The organism is Nonomuraea sp. B1E8 (genome assembly GCF_039871515.1).
Lineage (GTDB): Bacteria > Actinomycetota > Actinomycetes > Streptosporangiales > Streptosporangiaceae > Nonomuraea.
On the sequence record NZ_JBDPLS010000007.1, the window covers coordinates 207,088 to 232,980 of the forward strand.

Here is a 25,893-nt window from a genome sequence, read left to right on the forward strand (position 1 = left end):
CCGGCGACCGGTGCAGAATTCACGATCCGGACAAGTCAGGCGAAGACCCCCCCGACCAGGTTGAAAAGGTAGGCGACTGTCATGAAGGACACCGCGGCAAGCATGTAGACCGTGTAGGAGATCCTCCCCGGCAGTCGCCACCAGCCCTTCCACCACGCGCCCGCTGTGCACACCACAACTCCTGCGGTGAGGACGAACGCGGTCGAGGAGGCCAGCAGCGCCCCCGTGAGCGTCGGCGAACCCAGGAAGATGGCGTCGCTCGGGGCGATGACGATCGTGACGGCCAGCCCGTACAGGAACGGCAGGATGAGGACGCCGGTGACCCAGGCCAGCCACCAGGCGGCCGGGTGTTCGGCGGGCCTGTGCCGGATCCGGCGAAGAAGGGCGACGGCCGGGATGGCGACGACGCCGATCACGAAGGCCGCCAGCCCGGAGTAGAGGAGCGACAGATACAGCGTGGCCGGCGCGCGTTCGAACGTCGTGGCCTCCTCCTGATGGCCACCGGCGAGCACACCGTCAGGGCTTAAGGCGATGCGTTCCTGGCCGCCCTGCTCGGCGAAGAGCCCGGGCCCGATCCGGATCCACTCCTGGGCCGCAACGGCGGGATCACGAGACAGCCCGGTGGTGGTGATCCTCCCGTCGCCGCTGGAGGTCACGGTGACGTGGTTGATCAGGCTGCCGAAGCGCAGGAGGTCGCCGAAGGACCGGCTCGTGATGTACGTGCCGGCGTAGGCCGAGGTGTCGCCGCCCATGGGCCGGGGCGCCTCGGTCCGGCCGGGAAATTGGTGGTCGACGATGCGGTTGACGAGGTCGTAGAGCGCCGGCTGGGCACCTTCACCGTTGGACACGACGTAGATCCCGGTTCTCTGGTCGGGCAGCATCGCCAGAAGGTGGTGGAAGCCGTTGATGTCGCCGCCCTTGAAGAAGATCCGATGGCCGTTGCGCAGCATCTCCTCGACGCCGTAGCCCATGCCGGTCAGCCGCTTGTCCTGCGTGTAGTGGCGCCGCATCATGAGCTCGCCGATGCCGTGGCCGAGCCGGGGATCGTCGTCCAGCAGCGCGATCATCAGCCGGCTCATGTCCGCGGCCGTGGTGACGGCGCCGGTCCCTGAGGCAGGGTGGCCGTAGTAGGGCCGATACGGCTTGTCCCCGTCGTATCCGGTGGCCAGCGCCTGCTCCAGCCTGTCAGGGAGAGGTGCGGCGAACGAGGTGCCGGTCATGCCCAGCGGCTGCAGGACGCGCTCGCGCAGGTACCGGTCGAACGGCAGCCCTGAGGCCACCTCGACCAGGTATCCGGCGAGGTCGTATCCGTAGTTGTTGTAGGCGAGCAGGGTGCCGGGCGGTCGTACCCGCTCCGGCTGATCCTCCTCGACCGTACGCGCCAACGATCTCGTAGCCGCGGGGTCGGCCGTGGACGTGCCGATGACGTTCTCCTCGAAGCCCGCGGTGTGGGTCAGGAGGTGGCGCAGGGTGACCGGACGGCCGGGGAAGGTGTTGTCGATGGTGAAGGTGCGCAGATAACGGTTGACGTCCGCGTCCAGGTCGAGCTTGTGCTGTCCGACGAGTTGGAGCACGGCCATTGCGGTGAACCCTTTGGCCACCGAGGCGGTGAAGAACGGGGTGTGTTCAGCGTCCACCGGCGTCCTCCTGGCAAGGTCGGCGTAGCCGTACCCCTTGGCGAACACCTGCCGCCCACCCGAGACCACCGATACGGCCGCGCCGGGCAGCCCATACTTCTCGAGCTGTCCCGGCACGACGCTGTCGATCAGCCGGCCCACGTCCGCCGGACCGTCTGCGGACGCCTGGCCGACGGCGTGCGCCTGGCCCGTGCCGGAGAGGATGGCAAGCACGATCATGGCGGCGAGGAGCGCTGCTTGCTTCATGCGTTCAACACCCCGCAACCGGACATGCCGACGACAAGAGCCACGGTCAGCAGCATTGCGCGCGCCGGCATTGACTCCCACGACCATGGGGTGGCGCCCGCAGCAGGCGCGCGGGCGCCACGAGATGAGCCTCACCCGAGCTTCTTCCAGAAGGAACACTGGTGGTTGGCGCCGTAGTCGATGGGCTGGACCCGGTCCGGCACCAAGCCCAGAACGGGCTCCTGCCCGGTGAAGCGGGACCAGCGCGGCGAACCCTTTCCGTTGGGGTCGCCGGTTCGGGCGAAGGTGGTCCAATAGTCGACCATCAGCGCGCCCAGCCGCTGCTGTGGCGGCGTTGGCAGGAGGTTCACCCCGTTCAGGTCGAACAGCGACGGCAGGTCGCCGGCGTGGGCCGCGCCCATGGGGAATCCGGGCACCTCGATGCCGTTGACGTTCGGGGCGTTACGGTCGCCGAACTCGTAGGCGTGGACATTGGTGCGGCGGGCGAGCAGCCGGTCGGCCTCCAACGTGGCGCAGGCCCAGGATCGGTCGGTGATCACCGTGGCCCACGCCAGCGCCGGGGAGTCATAGGCGGACAGCGGGTAGCGGGCTTGCACCTCGTCGGCCTTGTCGCCGAACGCCTTGCTCAGCAGTTCGGGGTAGCGCTCGGCGGTGAACTTCTGACCGGCCATGATGGCGCCGCCGATGAAGGGCCGCATCTCGTCGCGGTTGCCGCCGGAGATCACCGGCACCCGATGGAACGTCCCCTTGCGCAGCGCCTCGGCCGGGTTCGCCGGCAGCAGAGGAGTGCCGTACGTGAGGTGATCGCTGAACGCGGCCATGTGCGGCAGCAGATCGGCTACGGGCCGGTCACGCAGGCAGTCGAGGGTTTCCCTGGCCGAGCCCTTGTCGCACTTCAGGCCGGCGGCGAGCGCAGCGCCGTCCTTGCGCGCGGTCGCCAGGGAGGTGTACGGAGTGTGCCCGGGAGAGCTGGGATAAAGCCCTCCGTCCGGCCAGTCGATCAGGCACGAGCCGGATGAGACGATCGCCTTGTCGAACAGGCCGGCCGAGGCGGGGCTGGTCAGCAGGGCGCACGTACTCATGCCGCCGGCGGACTGGCCGAAGACGGTGACGTTACGCGGGTCACCACCGAGCACGGCGGCGTTGCGCCGCGTCCAGCGCAGCGCGGCGAGTTGGTCCGCCATCCCGAACGTGCCCGAGCCCGCCAGCCCTTCGTGCCCGAAGTAGCCGAGCACGCCGAGCCGGTAGTTCACCGTCACGACCACCACGTTGCCCTGAGTGGCCAGGCGCTGGGCGTCGTACTGGCTGCCGGCTCCGCTGGTGAAGCCGCCACCGTGGAACCAGACCATCACCGCAAGCCGCTTGCCGTCGGCGTTGCGCGGCATGGTGACGTTGAGGAACAGGCAATCCTCGTCGGTGGGGGGCAGCCCGGGGATCTTGGCCTGGGGGCACGCTGCGCCGGGCTTCGTGGCGTCGGCCACCCCGCGCCAAGCCCGCACGGCCTTGGGAGATTCCCAGCGCAGGCGGCCTATCGGTGGCTCGGCGTAACGGATTCCGGAGAACGTCCGGACCCCGCCCTTGTCGACGCCGCGAACCTGCCCGGAGTGCAGGCGCACGATCGGCGAGCCGGGCTGCGGCGCGGGTGTGGGCGGGCCGGTCGTCTGCGGGGGTGCCGCCGCGCCGAGCGTGAGCAGGACGACGGCGAAGTACACCAGTCGGTGCACGATTCTCATGAAGAAGGTCTCCCTATCGATGGTGCGGAGTACGCGGTCACGGGTCCGCGCGAGTGGCACGCTCGAACAGCGTCACCAACTCCCGCGCGTAGGCCGGCAGGTCGAGGGCCGCGTCGCCGGCCAGCAGGAAGTTCGGCCCCTCGACGGAACGCTGCAGACTCGTCGCCATCACCCGAACGTTGAAGTCACGAAACTCGCCGGACTCCTGCCCCCAGCGCAGAATCTGCTCCAACGGCGACACCGCCGTGCGTTCCTTGGACTCGTCATAGTCGATGCCGCCGTTGGTGAAGATGTCGAGCAGCGCCTTCATCTCGACCGGATGCGCACCGGAGAACTCGACGTTCCCCTCGATGTAGGCCCGAAGAGCGGCTGAGGCCGTCGGCTGCCCTTCCAGCCGCCGGGTCATGAACGCGACGATCTCGCCGTAGATCTGGACCACCGCCTGCTCGACCAGTTCGCTCTTGCTCGCGAAGTGGTACGAGATCAGGCCGGTGCTGGACAGACCCGCGCGCTTGGCGATCTGAGCGAACGACGCACGGGCGTAACCCAGGTCGGCGATCGTCTCGATCGCGGCGGCCACGATCTGCGCCCGCCGCCCGATCTCCGTGAACGTCCGGCCACCCTCGCTGGACGATGGCTGATTTGCTCGCATAAGCAAACCGTAGCTCATGTAAGCAAATCCTCGCCAGGGCTACACCGCTCCCCTGCGGAGAACAGGACTGGCCGGTCAGCTCCTGGAGCTCCTCTGGGGTCGCGCCCAGGCGTTCGGCCTCGCGTGCTCAAGGTGTAGATCTCCGCCAGTAAGGCGGCGCTGTCCGCCGTCGCGTCGCTGGCGGCGTGCGCGGTGGCCAGCAGCAGCGGCAGGTCGCAGCAAGCGTGACGGGCCACGTTCGCAGGCGAGAGCACAGCCAGACTGAAGGTGGCTGATGGCTACGGGCGAGGAGGGAGTACATCGAGGCTCAGGGCGCCGAAGTAGCCCTGGGTCGCGAAACGGACGACCGCCTCGGCCATCTGGCGAGCGGGCAGAGGGCGGTGCTGCTCCAGCCACCAGATGATCGCTGTGAGGGTCAGGTTGGCGGCGAACACGAGCTCCAGTTCTCCTGGTGGCATCTCCTGCCCGGTGTCCGAGGCGTTATGGTCGCGGACGTTGCGGAGCCGGTCGCGGGCCAGCTCCACACAGTGTTCTCGCAACCGCGCCGAAAATGAGGGGTCTCCACGCCGCCCCAGCAGCGCCGCATACAACCGGTGATGCCGATCCACATGATCGAACAGCCGCTCCCAGCCGGCAATCCGGTCCGGCACCGATATGCGGGCCGGTGGGGTCGAGTTCGGCGGGCAACTCGGAGATGACCTCCCGGAAGATCTCCTCGACCAGCGCGTACTTGTCCTGGTAGTAACGGTAGAACGTCGCCCGGTTGATCAGCGCCCGTCTGGCGATGTCGCCTACGGTGACATCACCGAAGCCCTTTTCCTCCACCAGCTCAATGAGGGCCTGGCGGATGAGCCTGCGGGTGCGCTCGCTGCGAGACGCAGCGGATCTTTTATCTGCTGGTCACCAGCGGCCTGGCGGAGGAGGCCAGCCGACTTGAACAAGACGCGACCGCTCATCAGGCCACTGCTGACCAGTGACATCGTGCGGGTCTTCTGGCTTGATCTTCGGATGGTCGTCTCTGGGGTCTGAGCTGACGGTGGCGCTCTAAACGATCTACGGCGCTACACGGTCCGCACACAAGAGCAACCACCGAGCAACCAACCATGATCAACAACGAGATCGAAGGCTGGCGAGAACCGAGAAAGCCCAGGTAGAACGCGGTAGTGGTGAGTAGGGCGGGTGGGACTTGAACCCACGACCCACGGATTATGAGAATCCTCGTCAATGTCGCTGGGTGCTGCGTAGTGCCGCTTTGTATCGTTCTGGTCGGGATCAGCGTCCGCGTCGTGCGGGGTAGTGACCATGCGTGCCGGGTCGCATGGTGTACACGCGAGCAACCGCCGAGCAATCATGCATCCTTTACCGTCGGCGTTATGCGGGCATGTGTCCATTCCCATGGAGTGCGCGGTGTCCAGATCGGCGGGCGCGGGATGCTGCGTACGTGCAGGCCCCGCAACGCCCAGAACGCGGCCGCCCTGCGCACGGCCTACTGGCGGAGATCGCCGGCACCGAGATCGGTACCGCGCTCGCCGAGCTGCGGGGCAAATGCGCGCCGGCCACCTTGAATCGCGACCGCGCCGCCGTCACCTCCTGGCCGGCTGGGGCGGAGTCCAGAGCCGGGTTGTGACCGGTCAGGGCCGCATCGCCGGACTGGCAGTCTTCGATGGATCAGTAACTATCTGCTCTGCAAAGATTTCGTCTATTTGCCGCAGCACTGCCTGATCCAGCCGGCATCCGGCGCCCTGCACGTTCTCCCGGATTTGCTCGGGCCGACTGGCACCCACTATCGCCGCGGCAACGTTCGGATTCTGCAGCGTCCACGCCACGGCAAGTTGGGCGAGAGTGAGGCCCGCCTCGTCGGCGATCGGTCTCAGCTGCTGTACCCGGCTGAGGATGTCGTGGGTCATGTACTGTGCGATGCACTCTGAGCCCTCGCCGCTGTCGGCAGCCCGTGACCCGGCGAGCGGTGCGGCATCGGGGAGGTACTTGCCAGTGAGCGTGCCTTGCGCGAGCGGCGCCCAGACGATCTGGCTGATTCCTTCCTTCTCGCACAGCGGGACGACCTCGGACTCGATGACGCGCCAGATCATGTTGTACTCCGGCTGGTTGGAGACGATCCGATCCAGCCCCAGCTCTCCAGCGATCTTGAGTGCCGCCGCGATCTCCTCAGCCCGCCACTCCGAGACGCCTATATAGAGCACCTTGCCCTGCCTGATCAGGTCATCGAAGGCCCGGAGCGTCTCTTCAAGCGGTGTCTCGTGGTCAAACGCATGAGCCTGATACAGGTCCACATAGTCGGTTTGCAGCCGCCTGAGCGATGCGTTCGCGGATTCCATGATGTGCTTGCGGGACAGCCCGCGATCGTTAACCCCCGAGCCGGTCGGCCAGTAGACTTTGGTACAGATCTCGATGGACTCGCGGCGTACGCCACTCAACGCTTTGCCGAGCACCTCCTCTGCCTTGGTCGCCGCATATTCGTCCGCGGTGTCGAAGGTAGTGATGCCCTCGTCGAGCGCTGTCGCGACACAGGTCAGCGCAGCATCATCGTCGATTTGTGAGCCGTGCGTGAGAAAGTTCCCGTAAATGATTTCGCTAACTTTCAAGCCACTTCGGCCGAGGCGACGATACTCCATGGGAGTGCACCTTTCTGGTAATCAGTTCGCCCCTTGATGGCTGGCCCTGCCCGGCATGATCCCCTCTGTCTGGCCACGGCCCGACCGCGGGAGGCTCAGTGTCCGGCGCATGCCAACACCATCTGTGACCGCGGCGCCCGAGCCTGCGAGTCTCGGGCGCGTCGCGTACACCGCTGCGGCGTCGTGCGTTCCTGCTCGGACAAGGTCAGCGCAGGAAGCTTCGGCTCCGGACGCCGCAGCGGCCCCATCAGAAGGAACAGTCATACCAGACCAGCGGTGAACTGCCGGTGCAGGACGCTAGCTCCCCAAGGGCAAAAAGCCGACCACTCGGTCTTCGTCGCTGGACCGGCGAGCTCGTGAGCGTCCGAGGTCAAGCGTGACCATGACGTGGCGAAGCCACCTGTCGGCACCGTCGTACCGTGCCCGGAACGGCCGTCTGCCATGCACCGACCGATAGTTGTCGATGATCAGCAGGTCCCCGGGTTCCAGCGCGACGGTGGTCATCACGGCCTCCATCCGCGAGCGCAAGTCGGCCAGTGCGGTCTGCGCTCGGTCATCGCCGGGTACCGCGTCGGTGTAGGCCCAATCCAGGCACAGAGTCGGTGCGGACCGGCTTCCGCTCAGCACCGGGCGCTGCAGGGTCACCTCCTCGGTGGCGCCCATGCCCTCCAGATGCTCGGAGTCGACCTGGATGGTGAAGCGAGGCTCGAAGAGCACGTCCATGTCCAAGCCCGAGAGGTCGGCCTCCTCGATGGAGGCGAGCATGGTTTCGGTCCGGTCTGGGTTGCGCATGGCGAGCAGGCCGAAGAAGTCACAACGGTCATCGTCGAAGGGGTCATCGACGTGCAGGGCGAAGCCTCCGAGACTGCTGAGCCCAAGCTGGGCGTCTTCCAGGCCCGCGATGGGAAGGAGGTCCTCGACCAGGCGCCCGTCCTGCAGGGACGCGTAGGAGAAGAGATCGCCCAGTTGCCCACACGTCAGGGTCAGCCAGAAGTCGTGAAGGGTCGTGGTCTCGGGCTGCCATTCCCGCCAGTGCGCTGGCGTGGGCGTGGTCAGTTCGAGCGACATGCCGCGAATCCGCAAGGCTGACGGTGCACTTCGATTTCGCAATCGTGCGAGACGGTCAGCGAGGTCGGACGGCAGGAGATGCGCCAAGCTGGGAATAGCGTTCAGATAGGCGGGATTGTCGAACTGCTTGTATTCGCGTTCTAGCTGCTTGAGCGAGTCCACCAGGAGTGCTGCGTCGGTGGCTGTGACCACGTAATCTTCCACGATTGACCGACCAATCGAGTCATTGGGTCATGATCTCCCATGAACGATCCAATTATTACTATGCTAAGGCGGAGCCCGCAACGGCATGCCCGAAAAAGATCAGGGTGCGACGCCGTGGGCGGCTCGGTCGCCGGGGGAGGTTCGGCTGTGACACCGCCGGTGTTGTGGAGCCGAGCATGCGAGCCACAGTTAGGGCTTCGCGTATGAAATTGCTGGATAAGTGGTGTGAGGACTGGTTGATCTTGTCGGCGGTCGTGATCCAGATAGATAGATGGGCTTGTCATTCCAGCCTTGACTTGATAATGCGCGCTGTCAGCTTCCAGCGTCTGGCGTGGGCGACCGGCTACCGTTGGAGGGTCGGGTGCTCGTGCGTGGCGTAGTCGTCGTCTCCCGGCCGGCAGATGTTCTGCGACCCTGGCCCGGCCCTTCCCGATCGCCGTGTCCACCGGCCATTGGCGAGCGCCACGACGAGTACGCAGACGGGCCCCGGATCGGGCGGGGGACTACACATCCGCGCATGGACGGTGCATGATCGGACCCAATAGAGCCAGGCGTCCCCGTGAGATGCCGAGTGGACGGCGGCGGATCGAGCTCCTGATTCGCCGACCTGGCCGGCGATGCGTTGCCGTCGCCTGATCCGGGAGATGAATACGAAGTGTATATACCATGGAGAAACGGCTGGATGAAGGGATATGCCCGATGGTCCACCTCAGAGATCCGGCTCGTAGGGCGCGGCAACGTAAGGGAGGCGGAATACCCGCGCTCGTCCTGGCGACCATTGGGCTCTTAATCCTCCCGGCCTGCACCGGCAGCAATGCCCCTGCGGCCAAGAAGGATTCAACGACGAACGGCGTGATTGGCTCTGTGCCCGCGCCTGCGACGGGAAAGCAGTACACCGGCACGATCACCTGGGCCATGCCTCCTAATTCTGTGCCGACGTGGATCTTCCCCCTCAACAGCTCACTCAGCAGCTCACCCAGCAATGTCCAGGGATTTCAGTGGCAGATGTGGCGGCCGCTGTACTGGACGCAAAATGGCGCTACCCCAGAGATCGTCCCAGCGATGAGCCTGGCGCAGTTGCCAGTGTGGTCAGATGACAACAAGACGCTGACCATCACCATGAACAGCGCTTACAAGTGGTCCGACGGGCAGCCGGTCACGTCCAGGGACGTCCTGTTCGGCATCGAACTGATCAAGGCTGGGATCAAGGTGAACCCGGCAAACTGGGTTTACTACACCCCCGGCCATTTTCCGGACGACCTGGCAAGTGCCAGCACGCCGAACCCGTCGACGCTGGTACTCAAGCTCTCCAAGCCGGTCAATCCGAGCTGGTTCGTGCAGAACATCCTCGCCATCGCGGGTACCCCCCTCCCGAGCCACGCGTGGGCGAAGGAGTCGATCGATGGCCCCGTCCTCGACTTCACCAAGCCGGCCAACGCGAGGAAGATCTACAACTTCCTGATTGCACAGAACAAGTCGCTTGCCACGTATGCCACCAACCCGCTGTGGAAAATCGTTAACGGTCCCTACCAGCTGACCGACTACAACCCCACGAGCGGCGCCTTCACGATGGTCCCCAACCGGTCCTACGGTGGTCCGCGCACCGCCAACATGTCCAACTTCCAGGGCGTGCCGTTCACCTCCAACACCGCCGAGCAGAACGCGCTCAAGACCCGCAGCATCGACGTCGGCTACGTCGACCCCACGGCAGTCCCCCAGATCCCCTCGATCCGTCGTAACGGCTACCACGTCTTCGGCATGCCGACCTTCGGCAGCGCGTTGGCCGCCTTCAATTTCGAGAACACCACCGGCCACTTCGGCGCCATCGCCAAGCAACTGTACTTTCGCCAGGCCATGGCCCACCTGCAAAACCAGGAAGGCTGGATCAAGGCCTTCATGCACGGCGCAGGCGTCCCCTCCTACGGTCCCATCGCCACCGTGCCCCCGAACCGCTGGGTGCCTGACGTCGCCAAGACGAACCCCTACCCCTTCAGCGTGGCCAGGGCCGTCCAACTGCTCGAAGCGCACGGCTGGACCGTCCAGCCGGGCGGCACCAGCACCTGCACCCGGCCCGGCACCGGTCCGGACGCCTGCGGCGCCGGCATCCCGGCAGGCACCCGGCTCGCCTTCAACCTGGTCTACGCCAACAGCCCAGCCCTGTACGGCCAGATCTCCGCCGACCTTGCCGCCACGGCCAAGCAGGCGGGCATCACCATCAGCCTGGAGAGCGCCAGCACCCCCTACATCGTGAGCCACTACGCCAACCCGTACGCGCCGGCCAACATCAACAAATGGGCCATGCAGATCTGGGGAAGTCCAGGACAGCTGAACCTGCCCTACCCCACACAGTTCGGGTTTCTGAACACAGGCGGGGTCTTCCAGGCCGGCAGTTACAGCAACCCTACGGCGGACAAGCTGATCAACGCCTCGATCTCGGGGAGCGATCCTGAGGCCGTGCGGAAGGAGGCTGCCTTCCTGACCACGGACCTGCCGGTCCTGTGGCAACCGATCCCCAATGTCATCTGGGCCTGGAAGACCAGTGTTTCAGGACCCCGCGCCGCGTTCGAGAACTTGACTCAGAACTATGTGACGCCGGAATTCTGGTATCTCACCAATCCCCAGAAATGAATAAGGCGCCCGGTTGGCCCGCTCCCCTGGACCGGGTCCGTCATCTGCTCGCTCGGGGGCGGCATTGAATTCTTACTTGACTCGCCGGCTGATGGCCTCGATCGTCGTCATCTTCGGCATCTCGATCGTCATGTTCGGCCTGCTGCACGCGACCTACCCCTCGCCCGCGAGGGAGGTGCTGGGCATGCGCGCGAGCGTGGCGGCAGTCGATGCATGGAACAAGGCGAACGGCTATTACGATCCGGTCGCCATTCAGTATCTTCGCTATGTCGGCGATGTCCTGCGCGGTGACCTGGGATATTCGTACGTGAACAATCAGACTGTTGCCGATTTGCTCCTGCAGCGGGCTCCGCGGAGCGCCTACCTTGCCGGCATCTCACTGCTCCTCTCTGTGCTGATCGCGCTGCCGGTCGGCGTCTATCAGGCGGCGAGACGGAACAGCATCGGCGACAATGTGGTGACCGGTCTGGCGTTGATCACCTACTCGATGCCGTTATTCTTGCTCGGCCTGCTCCTAATACAGGTGTTCGCGCTCTGGCTGCCCATCTTCTCATTCGAGGCCAGTCAATCCGCTTCCATGCTGGACGTGATGACTGCGTGGCACGAGATGACACTGCCGATAGCAACTCTTACCGGCCTTTCGGTCGCCATTTTCTCGCGCTATATGAGGTCGTCGTCGCTGGACGTACTCGCCCAGGACTACATCAGGGTGGTGCGGGCCAAAGGGCTGCCGGAGCGCTTGGTGCTCGCGCGGCATCTCATGCGGAATGCCGCGGCGCCGATAATCACCCTGATCGGTCTGTTCATCCCGACATTGCTGACCGGCGACCTGATAACTGAATATCTATTCAACTATCCCGGCCTGGGTCTGCTCTTTTTCAACAGCCTGCAGAGGGCGGACTATCCCGTGCTACTCGCCTTCTCCATGCTCGGTGCCATCCTGGTCGTTGCCGGGAATTTCCTCGCGGACATCGGCCTCGTTGTTACCGATCCTCGAATCCAGCTAACCTGACACCGGCCGAGCGGGAAGGCGTGACATGACCGGACAGATCCAGGCGATGCACGACCGCGGTCTGGCCCCCGAGGGCGGCGAGGTCGGCGTCTTTCAGAGCGGCTGGCGACTTGCGCTACGCGACTTCGCGAAGAACAGGCGGGCGGTCATCGGCGTGGCCATCCTGGTCTTCGTCGTGGCCTTCTGTTTCATCGGACCATGGGTGTATCGCACGGATCAGATCACGCCCAACTTGGCCGGTGCCTACGAACCGCCGAGCCCGGCACATCCTCTGGGGACGGACAGCCACGGCTTCGATGAGCTCGGCCGCATCATGAAGGGCGGTCAGACTGCACTCCAGATCAGTTTTCTGGCAGCTTTCATCGCCACCACCGTCGGCACCCTCTGGGGTATGGTGTCCGGACTTCTAGGAGGCATCATAGATTCGATCATGATGCGCGTGGTGGATGTCTTTCTCTCCGTGCCCGTCGTTTTCGTGGTGCTCATCCTGTCGGTTAAGTTCGGCGCGAGCGTTCTATCTCTGAGCCTGGTGATAGGCGCCTTTTCGTGGCTGTTTTCAGCGAGGCTCATACGCAGTGAAGTGCTGTCGCTGAGATCCATGGACTTCGTGTTGGCGGCGCGTGGCGCAGGTTCCGGAAACTGGCGCCTGATCTTCCGCCACCTGCTGCCGAACTCACTAGGGGTGATTATCGTCAGCGTCACCCTCCAAGTGGCGGAATCGATCCTGCTCGTCTCGTACGTCGGTTTCCTTGGCTTCGGCCTGCACTATCCAAGTGTCGACTGGGGCAATCAGCTTTCTGACGGCATCCAGGACGTACAAAACGGCTATTGGTGGCTGGTCTTCCCGGTCGCCACCTGCATCGTGCTGACCGTCATGGCCCTGAATCTCGTCGGAGACGCACTGCGTGACTCGTTCGACGTGCGCCTTCGCCGCCGTTAGGGCCTGTTCAAGTGTCACCAGGTCCCGCCGGTGAACCCGCGGGGTCGTGCGCCCAGGAAGGGGAACAGCCTGGCATGACAGAACGCAAGGTTCCGATGGCACCGGTACAACTGGAGATGTGGCACGCCGAGCAGGCCACAACGTCCGCGCGCGAGAACGTCTACGGCGCCATCAAGCTGCGCGGCCGCCTGGACGTGGATGCCTTCAGCCGGGCACTGGCCGCCGTGGTGACCAGACACGAGCCGCTCCGCACCACGATGATCTTTGATAAGGAACCGGTCCAGCTCGTCTCCGATGTCATGCCCTGCAGCTTAGAGCTGATCGAGGTGGCCGGCGATGATGAGGCTGTCGATCTGTTCGGGGCGATGGCGGCCAGGCGGATTCCGCTGGATGCGCGGCCGCTGTGGCGTATCAGCCTGATGCGGCTGCCCGACGGCGATCACATCCTGGGATTTGTGTTCCATCACATTGTCGTGGACGGCTGGTCCCTGTACGTCTTCCTGGCGGACCTGGGAGAGGCCTACGGGCGAGCGATATCCGGTCACGATCCCTCGCTGGCCCCGCTGCCGTACAACTACAGCGACTACTGTCGCGAAGAGCGGCGCCTGCCGAGTACCAGCGAGTTCAGTGACGTCCTGGCGCATTGGCGAAAGCTGCTGCCCGCCGCCCTGCCCAAACTGCGCCTGCCCCAGGACGGAGGACGCATCGACGAGGCCGAGGTGCGCGGGGCCACTGTGGATACCTTTCTCGACGCGTCCACGACGGCACAGCTGGGTCGGCGCGCTCGCGCGTCGCGCTGCACCATGTTCACGCTCATGCTCGACGCAGTCGCAAGGACTCTCAGCGAGCATGCGGCGACCGACGATGTCATCATCGGCGTGCCGTTCCATAACCGGACCAAGCGCCGGCTGCATCCGCTGATCGGATACATCGTCACCGACGTGCCCATGGTGCTGACCGACATGAGCAGCCGAGGCACAGATCGCGATCGGCTGGACTACGCGAAGTCGGTCACTGCCGCCGCCCTACGCTATCCCAGAACTCGGCAGATGCTGATGCGGGAGCTCAACGGATCGACGGACGTGGAGCCGTACACCTTCATGCTCAACATCCAAGGCCCGCCCCGCATCTCCTACGGCCTGGCCGGCATCGACATGACCGAGGAGTTCCCTGTGCACAACGGGACCTTCGTCCACGACTTCGAGCTGATGCTGGAAAAATCAGCTGATGAGATAACCGGAAATCTCCTGTATGACGCCGACCTGTACTCACGGTCACAGGCCAATGCTCTCTGGGCCGGAATAAAGAGCAGGTTGCTCGTTCAGTCGAAATAGCTCTCCATGGGTCCGTCGCGGACTACGTCCAGGGTGACGCAGTGGAACCCGCCACCGAGAGTTCGCGCGTGCCGCAGGGTGAGCGGCAGTGTGTCGATGCCGTTCCGTTCAAGCTCCCGGATGAGCGCATGCTGTGTCGCGTCTATGATGGCCAGCTCCGGGTTGACCATCAGGAGATTCATCCCGATCCAGCGCGAGCTGAGCGGATACGGCGAGCTCGCAGAAGTCGTATTCATCGGTGGGCACCAGATGGCATCCCATTTCCGCAGGGCACTGGGCAGGTTCTCATCGTTGATCCGCTCGGGATTGAGGAGTGTCAACCCTGGTCGCAGGAGCGCGATCGTGCTGTCGATGTGCGTGAACTCGTAGATTTTCCGTAGCGGGTGGATGGTGAATTGTCCATAGGCGCGAAGCGTCTGCTCGAGCCATATCCGGCCGAGCTCGTTGCCGCTGGCCGACACCTGGTAGAAGAGGTCCTTGCCGCAGCGCAGCACGTTGGCCGCCTCGAAGACGGGCTCATGATCGCCCAGGGCCGGGCGTCCCTGTTCATCGACCTGGAACAGCTCGTCAACCAGCTGCGGTCTGGGGGCGGCGATCCACGCCGATCCGTTCAGCATGTAACGCTGAAGGAGATGCCGCATGCCGAACAGCTCGAAGTAGCGGGCACGCATCGGGCTCGCTGTCTCGATGATCGTCGATTCGACGATCAGGACCAGGTCGCGGGGACAATAGTTGTAGAACCCGTCGGTTTGCCACTGCGGTGTGCCGAACTCCTGCGAGTGATCACCGGCCCAGGCTTGGTGGACCACCACGCCCAGGCTGCGCAGCGTGCTGATCAGGACTTCCAGGTCCTCCTTTGTCTCTTCGATCACCCGGACCGGAAACTCTCCCGTATGCACGCGTTCCATCTCGCTGCGCGATAGGTCGCCGTACAGGTTCAGCCAGGCCGATACGTCCTGCCGAGGGATCCGGGCACCGGACGGGTTCCCGACGATCACCTCGCGGAGGGGGGAGAATTCATCGCACGAGTAAGCTGCATGAATACTGGGTGAGGGCATTGGAAAGCCAAAGTCATCGGTCATCATTGTTCTTGTGGCATCCAATCAAATAGCGCGCCGCGAGTTTCGGCGGCGATGGCGTGGCAGTGACGAGCACACCATCGCCCTCAACAGCCACCTGCCAGAGCCATCGAACCGCGGCGGGAACGGTGTGCGGGCATGCACGACCCGGCGATTGTCGATGACGAGCAAATCGCCGGGCTGGAGGACGTAGCTGATCGCAGCCGCCTTGACTGCCTCGGTAAGGCATTCGAAGGCCATCCGAGCCTCATCGTCCGCCGGATCGGTGGGAGTCATATAGACGGGGTCGAATCGGATCTCGGGGGCCTCATGGGTGCCGGTCAGAACCGCCACGTCCGTCCGGGGTTCCGGGTTCTCGCCATGAGCGACGTCCGGAAGAACGGTGTAACGCGGCAGCATCAGCACCTTCCGTGCCTCATCGGGAATCACCAGTGCACGGGCTGGTGCGAGAATCGTCGCCGCGGCCGGATCCCCGCGCAGGCACAGCAGGCCGAAGTAGTCGCACCGATCGCTGCTGAACGCATCTTCGACATGCCACTCCAGGAAAGAGTCACTGCCCTCACTGGTCTGCGCGTGCTCTTTACCCGGTGCGGCAACGACATCCTGGACAAGGCGTCCCTCGTAAAGGTCGCTGAACGTGAACGGTTCACCGAACATGCTCATCACGGCTATTAGGTACAGAGCGCACAAGTTCGCCGTCTCGTCCCGTGGCGAGGTGGCTGATTCGGGAGTTGGCCCGAGGCCGTAGCTGGAGGGCAGGACACCGCGCAGCAGCAGAACGTCATTTCTGTTGCCGTGATTACGGAATCGATGGCCGGACCGGAGTACAGGTTCCGGCAGCTTCGCCCCTAACACGGTGCCGACTTCAGCCAGTTGCTCGGCGTCCAGCCTTTCGACCTGCTCGTCAGCGGCAAGTTGCTCGACGAACCGCCACAATTGCTGGGACTCCGGCTCTTGTATACAGACGACTTCGCCCAGACCATCTGCGAGTATCACATACCCGAATATATCCGGTAGAAGGCAATAAGTCCCCCCTTTATTGCGGCCAAAATCTTCTTGCCCTGGCTTGCCCGAGTGCTCAGTCCTTGGTGTCTTGCAACCGTGCCTGCTCGTCCCCGGATGAAAGAACCTTCTGGCCTCTCAAGATGTACTCCGCTACGTGCAGCGGAGGAAGTGCCTCGCCGGTCCGCGCAACGCAATTCGGAGCGGGCGTCACGATCGTCTCCCGAGCGGGGTCGAGGTAGAAGATGATCGACTGGCGGCGTGGGATGGCCGTGCCGGTGCCGGGTGGGTACACCACGCGGTGCTCATTGGCGTGAATCACCCGGTTGGTCCACCTTGCTAACAGGTCTCCAGGCTGGATGAACACCGCCCCCGGGGGAAGGAAGACAGGCCTCCAGTCGTCCTCAGGTGTGTGCGGGCGCCGAATCTGCAGCCCACCGGGGTCTTCCCTGGCGGCCATGACCAAGGTGATGCCGTCCTCGTCGGTGTGCGGGCTGAAGCGCACCTGGCCGGGCAAAGGCGAATGGTTCCTTGCCGGGTAGTTGTTCGCCGCCAGGCCGCAGTAGGGCCGTTCCGTCCAGGCCGGGACATCCTCCCGGGGCAGGTCCAGTTCTGTCGCGACCATGTCGATCACCCGTGTGGACAGGTCACGGTACGACTGGAAGGCCGCAAGCCACACCGACCGCATCCGGGCCGGCCGTTCCGGCCACAGACGGAAGGACTCGAACTCATGCGCCTGGAACCATTCGACCAAGTCGGGAACCACCCCGGGCTCCACGAGGTCCGAGTCGCCACGATAGATCGGCACCCACCCCTGCCACAGGCCCTGCCCCGGCGAGCGAACCATTCCCTTCTCCTGCTCAGGCAGGTCGAAGAACTCCTCCGAGACATCAGCCATCTCCTGTTGCAGGTCATCGGGGATCCCATGCCCGGTGACCAGAACGCACGACCAGTCGATCAGGGCCTGGGTCAATTCGCCGGCGCTTGTCGTGGCCAGGTCAAGGACGGGGACGGTCGCAGTTGTCATCTTGCTGGTCCTATCCTTACCGGTAGCGAAGCATGAACGGTACCGAGCAACCGGCCTGGCGGCTTTCCGAGGATTCCGGACTCACTTAAGCCGACAAACCTGCAATCAGTCTTATAAAAGGGGCAGAAGTCGTCAAGCAGCCCCGAATTGCCACAGGAAAGGTAGCGTGACCGAGCGCGCCCACCAGATGGCCACCCTGTCCCGGAACGGGCGCGTCGACTTCCGCAGCCCAGCCGATCCTCTTCACCCGTCGTCGGCCACTAGCCCCAACGCCGCAATCAGCCGATCGAGCGCCGTCGTCAGCTCCGCGTCGAGCCGGTCGGCATCCGTCGACGCGCCGAGCGCGTAAGCCACTCGTCCCCAGTTGCCGTGGATCCGGCCAGCCCGCCGTCCGGCTTCGATCAGCTGGTTGGCGACCTGAACCTCGGAAAGGCCGGCGAGCACCTCGGCGGGGCGGACGAAGCGCCGGACCATCCCGGTGCCAAGAGCGAAGCGGACCGCCGATGTGACGCCGTCCGCGGCATGAGCAGCCGGGGATGCCTGAGCGCCGCTGGCCACCGCGGACATCAGGGCGTACAGGTCAACGCCGTGCGTGCGGAGGATGAGCTGGGGGACCAGGTCGCCGGCCGGGCGTACGGCCGCCTCGACCAGCGTCCACCGATCTTTCCCAATCTTGAACTCGGCGTGCATGACCCCGCTCTCAAGCCCCCAAGCCCGGGCGACCCGCTCGACCTCCGCCGCGGCGCGGCCGGCATCGGGTTCGGCCGCGATCGGCCGGACGATGTGCCCCAGCTCGAGAAAGCCCTGCGGGCCTCCGGTCACCTTTCGCGTGACAGACGAGAACACCAGACGCTTCTGTGCGAACACGGCTTCGACACTGAGCTCGGGCCCCGGCACGTATTCCTCGACGATGCCGGTCGCGGACGGGGAGAACAAGCGGACCTCACTCCAGCGCGCCAGCGCCGACGCCTCGTCGTCCACCCGGTACACGGCCGTGCTCGCAGCCGCGTCAACGGGCTTGAGCACGGCGGGGCGAGGGCCTCCCGCGTAAAACGCGCGGATGTCGTCCGGGCCGCGTACCTCCTGCCAGGCCGGAACGACCAGGCCGGCCGCGGCTGCGGCAGCTCGCTGGCGGGTCTTGGACCTCGCGGTCCTGGCTGCGCTGACGCCGGCGTTGGGCAGCCCGAGCTCGTGGGCCACCATCGCCGCGGTGATCTGCGAGCCGTCCGAGAGCGTCAGTACCGCGTCCGCGCCGGCACCGAGACGGACGAGCGCCTCGACGTCGCTGTGCTCATCGCGGGCATCGACCCCGTGGAACTCATCGACGGCGTGCTCATACCGGGCCTGCGAGCTGCCATCGGCCAGCACGATCCGCCAGCCCTGTCTGGCCCAGGTCAGGAATGCGCCCGCGCGAAGTACGTCGGCTCCGATGACCAGCAGCGTCGGGCCGCTCCGCTCCACCGACATGATCACCTGACTTGTGTGGATCGCGGGGTCACGGCGGCGGTCGCGTGCTCGAAGAGCCTTCTGATCGAGAACGCGGGAGTGGTCGCGCCGTCGGCTACGAAGATTCCTTTGTGGGCATCGGCATCGCTAGCATGGTCGGCATGATTGGCGGCATCCATGTCAATGTTGCCTCCTCACTTCGATCGGTTGATCCAGTCGAGTGGGACAGTCTCACGTCCGCTGCCGGCCTTTTCACCTCGCACACGTGGTTGCTCGGTGATGAGGCCGATCCATCAGCGGATGTATCGTATCTACTCGCTCGCGACAACAACAGATCACTTGTGGGCGGGCTCCCGTGCTACAGGCCACGGGTGGCCGGCAGCGAGCGATACAGGCTGCGGGTGCTCTTCGGGCGTGACGATGTTCCCAGCTCACGTGAGCTCGTCCTCGCAGGCGGGAGATCCGGTTATCGCAGCGACGTCCCCGTGAGCGACCGCCTTTCCCCCGCCGACGCGAGCGTGGTGCGCACGAGTCTCCTGCGCGAGGTCGCGGCGCTGGCCGCTCGTGACGGCAGACAGGCGGTGCTGCTGTATGTGCCCGCGGATGCCTGCCTCCAGCTTGCGGCGGACGTCGGTGTCGGCGTGCCCATCGGCGCCGACGCGACGATGTCGCTTCCTGGCTGCTCGTTCGCCGACTGGCTGGGCGAGTTCGCCCCGAGGCGCCGCCGGAGGATTCGGCATGAGCTCAAGGTGTACGACGCGGCCGGATGGCGCACAGAGATTGTTTCCCTGGGCGCAGTCATCGATGAGGTAGTGCCGTTGCTGGCGGCGCTTCAGCGCAAGCATGGCGCACTGGCGGAGCCACGCGCGCTGGCGCGGCTGCTTGCCCGTCAAGAGCAGGTCTTCGGCGAGGACGCGATCGTGTTCGCCGGCCGACGACACGGCCGGCTCGGCGCGTTCGCGCTCGTGTACCGGCACGGCCACGGCCTCCAGGTGCGGGCGACCGGGTTCGACTACGATCTCGAGCCCGAGGCCGCATACGCGTATTTCAACGTCGTGTACTACGCGCCAATCGCGCACGCCTACGAGACCAGCGCGCGGGCCCTGCATCTCGGTGTCGATTCCTTGCACGCCAAGGTGCTGCGAGGCGCTCGGCTGACTTCGCTGTGGGCCCTGCCGATCGGATGGGAGTGGCCAGAAGGCGTCGCCTCCGGAGCGGTCCGGCGGGTCACTGACGCATTACGAGCCGAGATCGGCCCGCAGGTGGCGCGGTACTTCACCGACGCGTCCGACCCCTTGCTGCCGGAGCTGCGGCCCGATCCTGTGAGCAGGATCGGCGATTGACGGTATTGCCAGGGGCGGTGCGTGGCACCATGCTGGAGTGCCGAGTCAATCTTGTGCTGCAGCGGCTCTCAGGCGGGAGCGCGGAAGACAGCGTCGGTCGCTGCGCCGTCATGCTGACGAATCAACCGCAAAAGTGGAATGAGGTCTATGCGCATGAGGTTGCGGCGGCCGCAATGGCTGACGAGGGATTTCCTGCTGTTCTGGACCGGCGATACCGTGTCCGAACTCGGCAATCAGATCACCTTGCTTGCGCTGCCCATGACAGCGATCTTGACGCTCGACGCCACGCCGGCTTGGGTCGGCTTCATCACGGCATGCACCACGCTGCCCATCCTGGTGGTGAGTCCGCTCACGGGCGTATGGGTTGATCGGCGCGGCTCGCGATCACTGATGCTGGTCGCTCACATCGCGCGCGCGGTGACGCTCGCGACGGTCCCGCTGCTCGTGTGGGCGTCGATGCTCGATCTGCCGACGCTGGCGGTCATCGCGCTGCTGGTCGGCGGCTGTACCGCCGCCTTCGATGTCGCCTACCTCTCGTACGTGCCAACCCTGGTCAAGCGCGACGACCTCGTCGGCGCGAACAGCGCGATCGAAGCGAGCCTCTCGGGCGCCTCCATGGTCGGCCCGGGCGTGGCCGGCGTGCTCATCCAGATCGTCACCGCGCCCGTGGCCATTCTCTTCGACGCGCTGTCCTATCTGATCGCGGGAGGGACACTGTGGGCCGTTCGCTCCAGAGAGCAGGCCAAGGCCACACCCGACGCATCGGCCCGGGACGAGTTGAGGGCAGTGGCTCGGGGCACAGCGCGCGACATCGGCGACGGTGCGCGACGCATGGTCCAGGATCCGGTCCTGCGCGGGCTGGTCGCGGTCAGCGCGTCTTTCAACTTCTTCGAGCAGGCGGTGCTCACCCTTTTCCTGCTTTACGCAACGAGAGAGCTGCACCTGAACGTTGGCGCGATCGGCCTTGTCATGGCTGCGGCGGGTGTGGGATCAGTCGTCGGTGCCCTGTCCTCGAGCTGGATAAGCCGACGACTCGGCTTCGGGCGCGCCCTCGGCGGCGGGATGGTCGTCGGGTCTGTGTCGCTGGCACTGCTGCCCGCGGTCGCCAACTCCGGTTTATGGGCGTCGATCGCGTTCAGTGCGATGTTCGCGTTCTACGGCCTCGGCCTGACGGTCTTCAACATCCATACGATCACGGTCCGCCAGCTGCGCGTGGAGTCGACCATGCTCGGGCGTGTGAACGCCGGCTACCGCACGATCACCTTCGGGGTGATCGCGCTCGGCGCGCTGGCCGGCGGCGCTGCCGGCGGCCTGCTTGGGTTTCGCCTGGCTCTGGCCCTGGCCGGCACGGGACTCGTTCTCGGAGCCGTCGCCTTCATTTGGTCGGCCGCCGTCCGTCTACGCGGCGACATCAGCCAGGAATCCACTGCATAACCGTTCCGGGATGATCGGAATGGTCGAAGCTCTCAGGACGCCGGCTTCAGCAATCTGCTTGTGATGCCGCTCCAGAGCACCTCGGCGCGCGACCGCGAGTACAAGTCCGAGGCGTACACCAGATCCCCTTCGATGTGATCAGAAACCCTCGACAGTGTCAGGTCGAAGTCGAACATGGTTCCCTCGTTGAGCATGGGGATATCGATCATCTCGATACCGACGAGGTCATAGGCGGTGTCAGGCGGGCTCTGGACGTTGAGGCAGAAGGTGTACTGTGCCACGTCGGTCAACCCGTAGATCTCCCGCCTGAGCAGTTGCCAAGGAACGGTCGGGTAGCGCAGGGCGGCGGCGGTGACCGACTTCGCGTAGTCCAGCCGATCGCGATCCGTGCCCCGGTGGCTAATGCCGGTCAACGCCATGGGCACATCGTTGGCCAAGCATCCGATCAAGGGATGCAGATGGCGCTTGGTCCGGTTGTGGAACGGGACGCCGATAATGACGTCATCCGTGGAGCCGAGCTCGCTGAGGGTCGCCCCCGAGGCGTCGAGCATCAGTGTGAAGAGGGTGCAGCGCGCCGCGCGAGCGCGCCGCTCCATCTGCTCTGTCGCGGATGCATCGAGGAATGCGTCCAGCGCTTCGCCATGCGCCTCGGTACCGCTGGTTCGCTCCCCGTCCCTGGGCAGGCGAAGCTCCGGCAAGGCTGGAGGCAGGAGCTTTCGCCAGTGCGCCAGGAGATCCTTGAATTCCTCGGCACCTGTCAGGCGCCGCTGTTCGCGGCAGTAGTCACTGTAGGTGTACTGCAGCGGGGCGAGCGAGGGATCCTGCCCGGCCATTGCTTGTCCGTATGCCTGGCTGAGGTCGGCGAAAAAGACGCTGAGCGACCAGCCGTCCATGATGACGTGATGGAACACGAATCCGAGGACGTGGTCGCCGTCGGGGAGCCGCATGAGTTTGATGCGCCATAGTTGAGGCGCATCCATGTGGATCTGAGTGCCCGCATCGGGCCTGGTGAGCTTGACAACCTCTTCCTCGTCGGCCGCCTCGATCAGGCTCATGCTGCAAGGAATGGCGTCGGAGATCAGCTGCGCCGGCTCCGAGTCGAAGACCATCCTTGTACGCAGCGGCTCGTGCCGAGCCACCACGGCGGCCAATGCCCGCTCCATGGCCTTGACGTCGAGGCGGCCGTGCAGCCTGATGGCGCCGTAGAGATTGTCGGGTACGGACTGCGTGGTCCGCTCGGCATGCCACATCTCCAGTTGTCCCGGCGCCATCGGCACTTCACGCTCTGTCATGCCAGCCCTTCATCTTGCTCGGATCTGCGTCGGCAGGGCACGCACGTATGCCAACGCCTGACGACGTGGCTCCGCCCGTCCCAACCGGTTTCCAAGATCAGGTCGTAGATATCACGAAAGGCCGTTGCGGCACTAAACGGCGTCGGATGAGGGTCCAGATCCGGGGCGCAGGCCATTCCAGACCAGCTTGGACAGTTCCGCCGCCCCCGACTGCATGAAGATGTCCTCGATGGAGAGCTCGTATCCGAACTCGCTCTCGATCGTCGCCGCTGCCTCGATGGCCGCCAGCGAGTCGCCGCCCTGCTCGAAGAAGTCCTCATCCGGAGCAAGGGGCGCCCGGCCGAGGACGGCGCCGAGGATTTCGCTGACTCGGCGGGCTACGGCATCGGCGGACTGGAAGGTCTGGTCACTGCTCAATGTCGATTTTCCATTCGGGGTCATAGGTATTGTGTCGAGGACGGTAATGGCCGACGGCACCGCCGGAGCGGGCAGCAGTGCCACGATGTGCTTCCTGAGTTCCTGTTCCGTGACCCCGCTGCCGGGCCGCACCACCACCGTAGCCTGAAGGGACGGCCCGTCATGGGTTTGCGCCACCGTCGCGGCAGCCAGGACGACTCCGGGGAAAGACCGGAAGTGGTGCTCGATCTCATCGAGCTCGACGCGAGCACCACGGATCTTGACCTGACGGTCCGACCTGCCCGCGAACAGCAGCCGCCCGTCTGTGTCACGATAGGCCAGGTCCCCGGTGGCGTACTGAGACCCGAACGGTTCGAGCCGCAGTGCCGCGCCCTCCTGCCGCAGGTAGCCCAGCGCGAGATGCGGAGTTCGTACCACCAGCTCCCCGCGCTCCCCGGTGGGCACCGCCAGTCCGGTCGCCGAGATGATCTCGACCTCCGCCGCCGGCGCCGGCTCACCGAGGGGCACCACCGCGGCCGCGTCACCGGCAAGCTCATCGTCGGCGGCCGTGAAGTGCATGGCGACCTGGGGGGTCTCGGTACAGCCGTAGACCACGGTGAACCTGGCCTCCGGTGCGACCTGGGCGAAGGAGTGAAGATCACCGAACCGGACCACTTCGCCGCCAAGGAGCACGCGTCGCAGGTCGTGCAGCGACACTTGCCCCGGGATGAAGATGCGGCGCGCCATCGTGGGGGTCAGGTGCGTGACGGTGAGCCGGTGCTCGCGCATCCACGTCGCCAGTGCCTCCGGGCGCGCCCACGTGCGCAGGTCCGGGATGAACAACTGAGCGCCCAGGGACAGGGGGGTGAAGACGTCCCGGATGAGCGGGTCGTGGGACAGGCCGGAGAGCATGCCGAAGCGGTCACCGGCATGCAGGTCGAACTCCTCCGGAGACCACGTGAGGTAGTGGACGACGGCTGCGTGCCCGCCCTGCACGCACCTCGGCGTTCCGGTCGTGCCGGAGGTGAACGCCAGATAGGCGGGCTGTCCAGCACGCGCCGTGTCAGGGCCCGCGTCGTCCTGGCTGACCGCCCCCGCCGCAGGAGTCACCGGGTCCCGCTTGTCCAGGCGGTCGTCGTCCAGCACGGCATGGGGCCGGCACGCGTCCTCCATGGCCCGCATCCGGGCCCGCGGGTAGGTTCGGTCCAGTATCGCGAACTGGCACCCGGCCAGCAGCACCCCGAGGAGCTGGATGACAAGGCGGGGATTTCTCCTGGCGACGATCGCCACCCGGGAGCCGGGCGCCAGTCCCTGTTCCGTCAGCGCCGTGGCAACACGTCGACCTGACTCGAGAAGCTCGCCATAGGACAGGCACTGGTCCGCGGAAAACAGCGCCGGGCGGTCGGGATCGGCCTCGGCGAGGTGCACGAATCGCGAATGAATGAGCAGGGGAGAAGTGCTGGACGCACGTGACGGAGCGGTCGCTGCGTCCCCGGCACCGAGCTCTCCCCGCGGCTCGTCCGACCCCAAAGGCACCAGCCGACCTCCCGTGGTGTCCGTCTGCTTCGTGTTCTTCCGGCGATGCGAGGGTGTTGGCACCTCAGCTGGTGCCGCTGCTCCCTCGCCAGACGCAGCGGTCCCTTTAATATAAGACACAATATTAAAGCCAACAGTCGATGTTCTGAGTTTCGTGGAACATCCGATGGGCGACGCTGAGGCCTCCACGACCCCGCCGCCAGGTACGCCGCAGCGATGGGTCGGTTCACTGAAGCTGCGGAAGCACCTCCTCGGCGACAAGCCGGAGGTGGTCCAGGTCGGTCAGGTCGAAGAGCTGTAGGTAAACGCGGCTCGCGCCTGCCTTCTTGAACTCGCGAAGGCGGTCGGCGACTTGGTCCGGACTCCCGATCGCGGCATTTTCGAGATGGTCAGCGAAGTCACCACCGCTTTTGGCCGAGATAAGGTCTCTCCGCTGCTCGATCTCCGCTGCACGGGTGCCGCAGCAGAGCGTGACCACGGCCGAGAAGGTTATCTCTGACGGGTCACGCCCGACATTCTCGCAGGCGGCGCGGACTCGGTCATACGCCTCGGCGCTTTTCGCGGGTGACACTCCGTCGGTGTTGTACTCGTCGGCGAACTTCGCGGCCAGGGCCGGCGTGCGCTTCGGCCCCTGGCCGCCGACCACGATCGGCGGGTGGGGTGACTGCACCGGCCGTACCAGAGCCGGGTAATCGCGGACCGAATGGTGCTGCCCCTCGAACGAGTACGGCTCGCCGGGTCGGGCGGTCCATAGCCCTGTGATCAGGGCGAGCTGCTCTTCCAGGCGTTCGAACCGTTCTCTGGCCGGGGCCAGCGGAATGCCGAGCGCATGGTGTTCGCCGGCGAACGAACCCGCGCCGAGCCCGAGCTCCACCCGCCCACGGCTCATTTGGTCGACCTGGGCGACGATGATCGCCAGGTGCCCTGGGTTGCGGAATGTCGAGCAAGTCATGAGCGTGCCCAGGCGGAGCCGGGAGGTTTCCCTGGCAAGTCCGGAGAGTGTGGTCCACGCATCGGCCGGCCCTGGCAGGCCGTCGGCATCGCCCTCCCGTTGCAGATGATCAGTGCAGAAATAGCCGGTGAAGCCGCACTCCTCGGCAAGCTGCGCCACTGCTGACTGCTGGGCGTAAGTTGCTCCCTGCTGCGGTTCGGTGAGGATCCGAAGCTCCATAGCCAACAGAGTAGCGGCCACCGCTTGCACGTCCAGGGCGCGAAACCGAACGCATCGCCCGGCCGTTCGGCGATCGGAGG

At 65.3% G+C, this 25,893-nt stretch carries 19 protein-coding genes; 6 read left to right on the plus strand and 13 right to left on the minus strand.

The annotated features are described in order from the left end of the window. Window positions 1–35 precede the first annotated feature (35 nt). From ABGA98_RS24120 to ABGA98_RS24145, 6 genes are all read right to left on the minus strand, one after another. Window positions 36–1,883 carry a serine hydrolase domain-containing protein gene (locus ABGA98_RS24120; RefSeq protein WP_347620658.1) on the minus strand — a complete coding sequence of 616 codons (1,848 nt, stop codon included), beginning with the start codon at window positions 1,881–1,883 and terminating at the stop codon, window positions 36–38. A gap of 131 nt (window positions 1,884–2,014) precedes the next feature. After that, complete coding sequence (locus ABGA98_RS24125) at window positions 2,015–3,616, minus strand: carboxylesterase family protein (protein ID WP_347620659.1); 1,602 nt, start codon at window positions 3,614–3,616, stop codon at window positions 2,015–2,017. A gap of 37 nt (window positions 3,617–3,653) precedes the next feature. Then, window positions 3,654–4,268 (minus strand): TetR family transcriptional regulator, encoded by a 615-nt coding sequence (locus ABGA98_RS24130; RefSeq protein WP_347620660.1) that lies wholly within the window; start codon window positions 4,266–4,268, stop codon window positions 3,654–3,656. A gap of 278 nt (window positions 4,269–4,546) precedes the next feature. Then, window positions 4,547–4,918 (minus strand): TetR-like C-terminal domain-containing protein, encoded by a 372-nt coding sequence (locus tag ABGA98_RS24135; RefSeq protein ID WP_347620661.1) that lies wholly within the window; start codon window positions 4,916–4,918, stop codon window positions 4,547–4,549. Between the two features lie 981 nt (window positions 4,919–5,899). Beyond that, a complete protein-coding gene (locus ABGA98_RS24140) occupies window positions 5,900–6,901 on the minus strand; it encodes an aldo/keto reductase family protein (protein ID WP_347620662.1) in 1,002 nt (333 codons plus the stop codon). A 297-nt stretch (window positions 6,902–7,198) separates the two neighbouring features. Further along, window positions 7,199–8,173, minus strand: a complete 975-nt coding sequence (locus ABGA98_RS24145) for a TauD/TfdA family dioxygenase (RefSeq protein ID WP_347620663.1) — start codon at window positions 8,171–8,173, stop codon at window positions 7,199–7,201. Between the two features lie 666 nt (window positions 8,174–8,839). Between ABGA98_RS24145 and ABGA98_RS24150 the strand changes: the two genes are divergently transcribed. The 4 genes from ABGA98_RS24150 to ABGA98_RS24165 all read left to right on the plus strand — a co-directional run bounded on the left by ABGA98_RS24150 (window position 8,840) and on the right by ABGA98_RS24165 (window position 14,087). Then, window positions 8,840–10,801 (plus strand): ABC transporter substrate-binding protein, encoded by a 1,962-nt coding sequence (locus tag ABGA98_RS24150; protein WP_347620664.1) that lies wholly within the window; start codon window positions 8,840–8,842, stop codon window positions 10,799–10,801. Window positions 10,802–10,877: 76 nt separating this feature from the next. Next, a complete protein-coding gene (locus ABGA98_RS24155; RefSeq protein ID WP_347620665.1) occupies window positions 10,878–11,813 on the plus strand; it encodes an ABC transporter permease in 936 nt (311 codons plus the stop codon). A 25-nt stretch (window positions 11,814–11,838) separates the two neighbouring features. Beyond that, complete coding sequence (locus ABGA98_RS24160) at window positions 11,839–12,753, plus strand: ABC transporter permease (protein ID WP_347620666.1); 915 nt, start codon at window positions 11,839–11,841, stop codon at window positions 12,751–12,753. Window positions 12,754–12,827: 74 nt separating this feature from the next. Continuing rightward, the gene (locus ABGA98_RS24165) at window positions 12,828–14,087 is read left to right on the plus strand and encodes a condensation domain-containing protein (RefSeq protein ID WP_347620667.1); all 1,260 of its coding nucleotides are present in this window, start codon (window positions 12,828–12,830) and stop codon (window positions 14,085–14,087) included. Here ABGA98_RS24165 and ABGA98_RS24170 read toward each other — a convergent pair. The 4 genes from ABGA98_RS24170 to ABGA98_RS24185 all read right to left on the minus strand — a co-directional run bounded on the left by ABGA98_RS24170 (window position 14,075) and on the right by ABGA98_RS24185 (window position 18,662). Beyond that, window positions 14,075–15,169 carry a hypothetical protein gene (locus ABGA98_RS24170; protein WP_347620668.1) on the minus strand — a complete coding sequence of 365 codons (1,095 nt, stop codon included), beginning with the start codon at window positions 15,167–15,169 and terminating at the stop codon, window positions 14,075–14,077. The two genes, ABGA98_RS24165 and ABGA98_RS24170, sit on opposite strands and share 13 nt — an antisense overlap. Window positions 15,170–15,190: 21 nt before the next feature. Continuing rightward, window positions 15,191–16,162, minus strand: coding sequence for a TauD/TfdA family dioxygenase (locus ABGA98_RS24175; protein WP_347620669.1), 972 nt, complete (start codon window positions 16,160–16,162; stop codon window positions 15,191–15,193). A gap of 82 nt (window positions 16,163–16,244) precedes the next feature. Continuing rightward, window positions 16,245–17,195 carry a 2-oxoglutarate and iron-dependent oxygenase domain-containing protein gene (locus tag ABGA98_RS24180; protein WP_347620670.1) on the minus strand — a complete coding sequence of 317 codons (951 nt, stop codon included), beginning with the start codon at window positions 17,193–17,195 and terminating at the stop codon, window positions 16,245–16,247. Between the two features lie 243 nt (window positions 17,196–17,438). Further along, window positions 17,439–18,662 carry an ATP-grasp domain-containing protein gene (locus ABGA98_RS24185; RefSeq protein ID WP_347620883.1) on the minus strand — a complete coding sequence of 408 codons (1,224 nt, stop codon included), beginning with the start codon at window positions 18,660–18,662 and terminating at the stop codon, window positions 17,439–17,441. A gap of 110 nt (window positions 18,663–18,772) precedes the next feature. Here ABGA98_RS24185 and ABGA98_RS24190 point away from each other — a divergent pair, with 110 nt between their 5' ends. Together ABGA98_RS24190 and ABGA98_RS24195 are read left to right on the plus strand one after the other, a co-directional pair. Then, a complete protein-coding gene (locus ABGA98_RS24190; protein ID WP_347620671.1) occupies window positions 18,773–19,984 on the plus strand; it encodes a hypothetical protein in 1,212 nt (403 codons plus the stop codon). A gap of 147 nt (window positions 19,985–20,131) precedes the next feature. Next, window positions 20,132–21,418 (plus strand): MFS transporter, encoded by a 1,287-nt coding sequence (locus ABGA98_RS24195; RefSeq protein ID WP_347620672.1) that lies wholly within the window; start codon window positions 20,132–20,134, stop codon window positions 21,416–21,418. A 32-nt stretch (window positions 21,419–21,450) separates the two neighbouring features. Here the strand turns inward: ABGA98_RS24195 and ABGA98_RS24200 are convergent, their stop codons facing one another. From ABGA98_RS24200 to ABGA98_RS24210, 3 genes are all read right to left on the minus strand, one after another. Then, on the minus strand, window positions 21,451–22,710 hold the full coding sequence (locus ABGA98_RS24200) for a condensation domain-containing protein (RefSeq protein ID WP_347620673.1): 1,260 nt from the start codon (window positions 22,708–22,710) through the stop codon (window positions 21,451–21,453). 132 nt (window positions 22,711–22,842) lie between these two features. After that, window positions 22,843–24,534: a non-ribosomal peptide synthetase gene (locus ABGA98_RS24205; protein WP_347620674.1), complete on the minus strand. Its 1,692-nt coding sequence runs from the start codon at window positions 24,532–24,534 to the stop codon at window positions 22,843–22,845. A 334-nt stretch (window positions 24,535–24,868) separates the two neighbouring features. After that, window positions 24,869–25,813 carry an LLM class F420-dependent oxidoreductase gene (locus tag ABGA98_RS24210; protein WP_347620675.1) on the minus strand — a complete coding sequence of 315 codons (945 nt, stop codon included), beginning with the start codon at window positions 25,811–25,813 and terminating at the stop codon, window positions 24,869–24,871. Between the last annotated feature and the right edge of the window lie 80 nt (window positions 25,814–25,893).